The organism is Actinomadura sp. HBU206391, assembly GCF_014323665.1.
Lineage (GTDB): Bacteria > Actinomycetota > Actinomycetes > Streptosporangiales > Streptosporangiaceae > Actinomadura_C.
In genome coordinates this window covers 1-6,523 of the sequence record NZ_JABVEB010000287.1, presented here as the reverse complement: position 1 = coordinate 6,523, position 6,523 = coordinate 1, and the positions used below count along the sequence as shown (strand labels likewise).

Genomic DNA, 6,523 nt, shown 5'->3' with positions numbered 1-6,523 from the left:
CGGGTCGTCGCGGCCGACCCGGCGCCGCCGGCCACGGCCGTCACGCTTCAGGTCGCCACGGTGGCGGCGGCCGTCGCCGCACTGCCGCCCGGCTCCCTGCGCGACCGGCTCGCGCCGCTCGTGGCCCGGTCGCCGGCCGAGCTTCTCGCGCCCTTGGCCGCCGGGCGCGGCGCGCTGCTCGCCGGCCTCGACGCCACGCGCGCCATGTACGACCGGCTCGCTGCGGTCCCCACCGCCGCGCTCGCCGGGCTGGCCGCCGGGATCGGCACGGCGCTCGCCCCGCTCGTCACCCCGCTGCGCGACCTCGCCCACGCCTGGGTGACGCGGGCCGGCGGCGACGCCGCAGCGGACCTGCGGGGCGAGCTGCGCTCGATGCTGGTCACCGTGGCCGACCGGCTGCGCCCGCAGGCGGCGGCGTTCGACGCGGCCGTGGGCGCCAAGCTCCGGTCGGTCGTCGATGAGCTCGTACGCGAGCCCGTCCGCGACACGGTCGAGGCCGTCGACGACCTGATCGCCGAGATCGACGTCCGGGCCCTGGTCGTGGAGGCTCAGGGGATCTTCACGACGGTCCGCGACGCCGTCGCGGCGCTGCGCCCGAGCACCGTCCTCGCCGATCTGGTGGCGGCGGTCGACGGGCTGCTCGCCGATACGCCCGCCTGGGACCCCTTCAGCGCCGCCCGCCCGGCCATCGCGCAGCTCAAGACCGACATCGCCGCGATCGCGAACGACCTGCGGCCGACCGTGGTGCTCGCCCCGGTCGTCGAGACGTACGCGGCGGTGGTGGCCGCGTTGAGCCTGCTCGACGTGGACGCCCTGTTCGCCTCGACCCTCACCGCGCTCCACGGCTTCGAGGACGAGATCTCCACCGGTCTCACGTCCGCCGACACCGCCTTCACCCGCCTGCAGGAGGCCCTGCCCTGAGACCCACCCGGCCTCGGGGATCAGGTCTCGTCGAACGGGGCGTACGAACACGTCAGCTCGGTGAGGGTCAGGTCGAGGACGGCCGCCGAGAACAGGCTCAGCGTGACGGTCCGGCGGCCGGTCTCGCTCACGGGGGCTCCCGTGCCGGCGGCGAGCAGCCGGGCGATCCGCTCCGGCAGGCCGGTCGGCCCGGCGTAGTCCCCTGGCCGGCCGGCCGGCGCCAGCGGCATCGGGTCCAGCGCCACCTCGCCGGCGCGCACGGTGAGGACTGGCGCTGTGACGGTGGCCGGGTCGACCGCGTGCTGGAGCCGTACCCACGGCGTGCCCACCCGCCCGGCGGCGGCGTCCGCGTCGGCCCAGCTGCGCCCGTCGTCGCCACTGACCCGGGCGGGCGGCCCGCCGGCCGCGGCGAACCAGTCGAGCGCACCGCCGGTGGTGCGCACGCTGACCCACAGTGCCGAGGGGACCGCCACTCTCACGGCCGGGTCGAGGTCCAGCCGCACCCACGCGCGAGCGGCGCCCGCCGGCAGCCGCGCCACCAGCGGACCGGTGAGCGGTGCGCCGGGCGTGCCGCCGGCGTCGGCGTGCAGCCGGCAGGTGAACTCGGCGTGGCCGAGCGGCGCGACCAGCAACTGGACGGCGGCGAGGGCGAGGGCCGAGGTTCCCGCCGGCAACCGGGCCGGCGCGGCGACCGTACGACCCGGTGCCACGTGCAGCCCGGCGGCGGGCGGGCGGATCGGCGGTTCCGGCGATCCTGGCACCAGCTCCCGGCCCTGGTGCTCCGCGCGCAGCCGGAGCGTGCTCGAGACGATCGCGCGTACCGGCGCGGTCAGCGTCAGGTCCGCCCAGTCGCCGTCGAGGGCGAGCGCCAGAGGGTCGCGGCCGGCCGGATACGCCACGTACCGCAGATCGAGGGTGCGGTCGACGACATGCAGGGTGCCCGCCGAGGCGGCGTGGAAGCGCAGCGGCAGCGCCAGCGTCCCGGCGTCCGCGCCCGACACCCCCGCGCTCACCGCCGCGGCCGGTGCGGCGGCCCGTGCTTCGGCCCGTGCTTCGGCCGGTGCGGCGGCCCGTGCTTCGGCCAGTGCGGCGGCCAGCCGGGCGCCCGCGGCGGGGGTGAAGTCCGCGTCCTGCCGCCCGGCTCCGGGCTCCAGGCTCCCGGGGTGCCGCCACAGCGGCTGGTCGGCTCCGCCGCCCCGCAGCACGAGCCGCACGTCCGTGGGGGCGGGTGCGACGGTCACCGAGGTCACGGCGGTCTGGAGGTCGGCGGGGATCAGTTCGATCACTTCGTCGCCCGTCGCGTACTGCAGGAGCCAGGCTCGTCCGGCCGCCGCGGGCGAGTCCGGCAGTGTGACCGTGACCCGGTTCCCGGCGGTCGTGGCGGTGAGCCGTGGGATCGGCGGGGGGAACATCGGCCCGCCGGGCGGGAAGTCCTTCCCGGCGAACAGCGGAGGGCCCGGTGCCAGGGGCGGCCCGGGCTCGGTCGATCGGACGACGAGGAACGACCCAGCGGGGGGCGCGGGGCCCTCCAGGACGAGCCGCCGCAACCGGGCGGGGACGTCGAGGAGGACGAAGACGCCCTTGCCCTCGGGGCCGGCCTTGACCTGCCAGCCGTCGATGCTCAGCTCTCCGGCGGCCGCCTCGATCGTCAGGCGGGCGGCGTCGACGGCGACCTCGTCCATTCCGGCCCGGTAGGGCACCGACAGTTCCATGTCGACGTCGCCGCCGCCCTCGGGGAACACGACCGGCACCACGGCGGGGACGTCCACGACCCGCGCGATGATGCTCGTGAGCGCAGGCCCGGACAGGTTCGACGGCAGCAGGAACGCCTGGGCGGACACCTCGATCATGGCGGCGCCGCCCGTACGGTGAGGGTCACGGCGCCGAGCGGCGCTCCTAGACCGCCGGTCGGGTGGGCGAGGTGGACCGCCACCTCCTCGTGGGCCGGCCCCTGGGCGGGCGCGGTGTAGGTCACCACGGTCAGCGGCTCGGTGACCGGCACGACGCGGAAACCGGCGACGGCGGCTGGAGCCCCGTCGGCGATGGCGCCTCGGTCGGCGGGCGGCAGGTCGCTGCGCACGCCGACGGCGAGCCGGACCGTCTCCCGCGCACCGGTCTCGGCGTCGGCGAGCCTGCTGCCGCTGACGCCGTGGATCCGGACCAACGCGCTGCCCCCGGCCACGACGACGGGCGGGTCGGCCGTGATGCCGAGCGGAAGCGACTCGATGACCACGTCGACGGCCGGGATGAGGCCGAGCGTCTGCGCCGTTCCGGGCGGCCACACCAGCACCCGGCCGAGGTAGGACACCACCGCGTGCTGGTCGTCGCCGGTGGGCGTGGGGGCGACCGTCACCTCGGCCAGATCGAGCCCCAGCACCTTGAACCCCGGATCGTCGCCGGCTCCGTCGAGGCCGCCGCCGCCGTGCGCGACGGCGACGTCGAGACCGTGGACCACCAGCGTCACGTCCTCGAGCAGCGCGGTCCTGGCCGTGAGCAGGGCCGCGTCGCCGGCGCCGGTGGCGCGGCGGGCCAATGACGCCCGCACCTCCACCGCGAGCGGCACCACCCGGCGGCTGCCGTCCGGTCCGGACAGCGTGCCGCCGGGGGAGAAGCCGCGGCCGGTGTCGGGCCGCGCGCCGACGACACCGATCTCGACCCGGCCGGACCCTCCGGTGAGAACGCCGGGGGAGCCGCCGGCCCGGATGACGGCGAGCTCGGTCCGGTCGGCCAGCAACTCGGCGACCGCCGCGACCACGCGCCCCTCGAACGTGCTCAGCATCGCGTGCGCCTGCTCACTGGTCCTTGCCCTCCAGCTTGCGGACGCGGGTGTCGAGGTCCTTGAGCTGGTCGCCCATCTTGGACAGCCGGCCGTCGACGCTTCTCAACGCCTCATCGACGCCCTCCAGCCGCGCGTCGATCGCCTTGGCCACGCCCTCGTCGATCCGTTCCTGCACCGTGGCCAGCACCATCGGGGCGACGCGGTCGGCGACCACGGCCGTGATGTCGTCCACGATCTTGTCGCGGAACGACCTGAACCGGTCGTCCACCGAGGCGGACAGATCCGAGAGCCGCTCGTCCATCGAGGCCGACAGGTCGCCGACCTTGGCGTCGGTCTGCTCGGCGATGTTCCCGGTGGCGGTGTCGAGCGACTCGGCCAGCTCGTCGCGCAGTTGCGCGACGAGCCCGCCGACGCGGTTCTCCATCTTCGCGTCGAGCACGGCGGACAGTTGCGCCAGCTCGGCGTCGATCGCCTGCTGCTGCTCGCCGAGCCGTTCGACGATGTCATCGTTCAGCCGGCCCTCCAGCTCGCCGCCGAGCGCGGCGATCCGGGCCTCCAGCCCGCCGCCGGCGCCGATGCCGATCGCGTCCTTGACCTCGTCCAGCTCCACCTCGAAGTCGCGCATGCGCAGTGGCCGTCCGTCGACCCCGGTGAGCGCCTCGTCCTGCCGTTCCGCCAGCGTCCCGACCCGCTGATCGAGCCCGAGTACGTCGATCGGGCTGCCGTCCGGTCTGCGGAGTTGCTCGCGCAGTTCGAGCACCGTCGCCACCGCCGGCTGCAGTCCCTCGAGGAGTGCCGACAGCGTGGTGACATGGCCGCGCAGATTCTCCAGGCCGTCGATGCGCTGCTCGAACCCGCGCAGCTTCCCGATGCGCGCCAGCTCGTCCACCGCGCTCTCGTCGACCCGCCGCTGAGTCGTTTCGATCCGTTCCGCCAGCGTGGCCACCTCGGCGGCGGTGTCGGACAGCCGCCGCACCACGTCGGCCACCGTCGCCCGCACCGACAGCGACTCGCGCGCGTCGGTGAGCCGGCTCTGCAGGTCGGGCGCGAGCCAGCTCAGTGTGACCGCGCCCAGATGTTCGTGCTCGCGAGCGGCGAAGCCGTCCTTCAGCGACTGCTCGAGCCCGTTCTCCTGAGCGCGGTCGATCTCGAGGACGTCCCTGAGGACGTCGACGAGCGTGTTCCAGTGCTCGGCCTCGATCGGCATGCCGCGCTGCCGGCCGGCGAGTGGCGCGAGCAGCCGGCCCAGCCGGTCGATGTTCTGCAGACGTCCAGTGGTGGCCACCGTGGCTCCCCGGGTTCGGCTCTGGCGATGGTTCGAATGGTCAGGTGCGGCCGCCGTCGAGGACCGAGGTGAGGCCGCCGACGCCGAACGTGAGGTCGGACTTGCGCAGGTGCCGCAGCTCGGTCTCGTAGCTGGTCGTGTTGGTGCCGCGCAGCAGGTCCGCGGACTGCCCGATGGCCTTCACCTGCGGCGACGTCGGCAGGTCCGGGTCCTCGGCCTGCTCGTCCAGGATCTGCTGTACGAGGCTCTCGAGCTGGACGCCGGTGTTGCGGGACACCTGGGCGAACCGGGACGGCGGTGCGACGACCCCCTGGTTCAGCTGGGCGACCGCATCGAGCAGCGCCGTGCGCCGTGGGTTGTCCGCGGGCAGCCCGGCGCGGTCGACGAGCTCGTCGACCTGCTTGCGGATGCGCTCGGCCTGGATCTGGCGCTGCAGTTCGGTGAAGGCCGTCGTCAGCGTGTCGAGCAGCGCGGTGAAGTTGCCCTGGATCTCGTTGATCTTGTTCTCGAGCTCCCCGTGGTCGTGCCCTGTCGGCGTGACCAGCCGGGTCAGCTGTGTGACCGCGTTGGCGAGCGCGCCGAGGTTGCCGGCGAGCGTGTTCCAGTCGGCGGCGGTGATCGCCTCGCCCGGACGCTTGGTGGCGAGAGGCTGCACCGTCTGCTCCACCGTGGTGGTCGCGTCGCGCACGGGCCCGAGGTTGGCGTCGGGGATGTCGGCGATCGGGGTGTCGCGGAACCTGCTCGGATCCAGCAGCAGCGAGATCTTGGTGTCGCCCACGGGGAGCACCCGGATCTGCTGGCGCAGTACGGGCAGTGCCAGGTTCGGATGGCGGATCGCGACGTCGTAGGCCCCCGGCAGGATTTGCGGGATGCTCACCGTGCCGTCGAGGAACGGCCGGGCGGTCTTGACCACCGTGCCGGTCGACGGGTCGCGCACCTCCACCTCCAGCTCGTGGTTGACGGCGGGAAAGCCGAGGATGTTGAGCTTGAGCGCCTGCATGGGCCCCACCTCTTGGGTTCAGTGTCCGTACGGAAAGTCGATCTCCCAGAAGAACGTCACGTCCTGCCCCGGCCGCAGCGTCACCGGCTCGAAGACCACCTGGTTGTACAGCCGCGATCCGCCGAACAGACCCGCCTCGGTGACGTCGGCCAGCTCGACCGTGGGATGGAAGACCGTCGCGAGGGAGACCACGATCTCGTCCTGGCCGCCGGGCTTCACGGTGACGTCCTCGGGCCGCACCGCGCTCGACAGCGCGGCCGCCGGGATCGCCGGATCCGGCGGCGGGGTCAGCGCCGTCGCGCCCGGGTCGGCCGCCTCGGTGCCGAACCCGACCCCGACCGACGAGATCGGCTGGGCCTCGAGACCGGTGAGCCGGCGCGCGACGAGTTCGGCGCCGCCGCGCAGGACGGCGTTGGCCGCCGACCGTTCCGCCACGACCGCGCCGCACCCGGCCGCGCTCTCTCCTCCTGCACGCCCGGCCGCGCTCTCTCCTCCCGCACGCCCGGCCGCGCTTCCTCCGCCGGGACTCCCGGCGCGT

Annotated in this window: 6 protein-coding genes; 1 reads left to right on the top strand and 5 read right to left on the bottom strand. The window is 74.6% G+C overall.

Going from position 1 to position 6,523, the window contains the following annotated elements:
• The coding region (locus HKK72_RS34320) for a hypothetical protein (protein WP_187238578.1) at window positions 1-921 on the top strand (921 nt) is incomplete at its 5' end.
• A 20-nt stretch (window positions 922-941) separates the two neighbouring features.
• Here the strand turns inward: HKK72_RS34320 and HKK72_RS34315 are convergent.
• From HKK72_RS34315 to HKK72_RS34295, 5 genes are all read right to left on the bottom strand, one after another.
• Window positions 942-2,771: a hypothetical protein gene (locus tag HKK72_RS34315; protein ID WP_187238577.1), complete on the bottom strand. Its 1,830-nt coding sequence runs from the start codon at window positions 2,769-2,771 to the stop codon at window positions 942-944.
• Window positions 2,768-3,700 (bottom strand): hypothetical protein, encoded by a 933-nt coding sequence (locus HKK72_RS34310; protein WP_187238576.1) that lies wholly within the window; start codon window positions 3,698-3,700, stop codon window positions 2,768-2,770. Before HKK72_RS34310 ends, HKK72_RS34315 begins: the two co-directional genes overlap by 4 nt.
• Before the next feature lie 13 nt (window positions 3,701-3,713).
• Window positions 3,714-4,985, bottom strand: coding sequence for a hypothetical protein (locus HKK72_RS34305; RefSeq protein WP_187238575.1), 1,272 nt, complete (start codon window positions 4,983-4,985; stop codon window positions 3,714-3,716).
• A 40-nt stretch (window positions 4,986-5,025) separates the two neighbouring features.
• Complete coding sequence (locus HKK72_RS34300) at window positions 5,026-5,985, bottom strand: hypothetical protein (protein ID WP_187238574.1); 960 nt, start codon at window positions 5,983-5,985, stop codon at window positions 5,026-5,028.
• Window positions 5,986-6,003: 18 nt separating this feature from the next.
• Window positions 6,004-6,523, bottom strand: a 520-nt coding sequence (locus tag HKK72_RS34295; protein ID WP_222721501.1) for a hypothetical protein, incomplete at its 5' end; no start/stop codon positions are given.

Excerpts from the sequence above, each read along its gene's own strand:
- HKK72_RS34315 (WP_187238577.1), bottom strand. The coding sequence starts at position 2,771 with ATGATCGAGGTGTCCGCCCAGGCGTTCCTGCTGCCGTCGAACCTGTCC.
- HKK72_RS34310 (WP_187238576.1), bottom strand. The coding sequence starts at position 3,700 with ATGCTGAGCACGTTCGAGGGGCGCGTGGTCGCGGCGGTCGCCGAGTTG.
- HKK72_RS34300 (WP_187238574.1), bottom strand. The coding sequence starts at position 5,985 with ATGCAGGCGCTCAAGCTCAACATCCTCGGCTTTCCCGCCGTCAACCAC.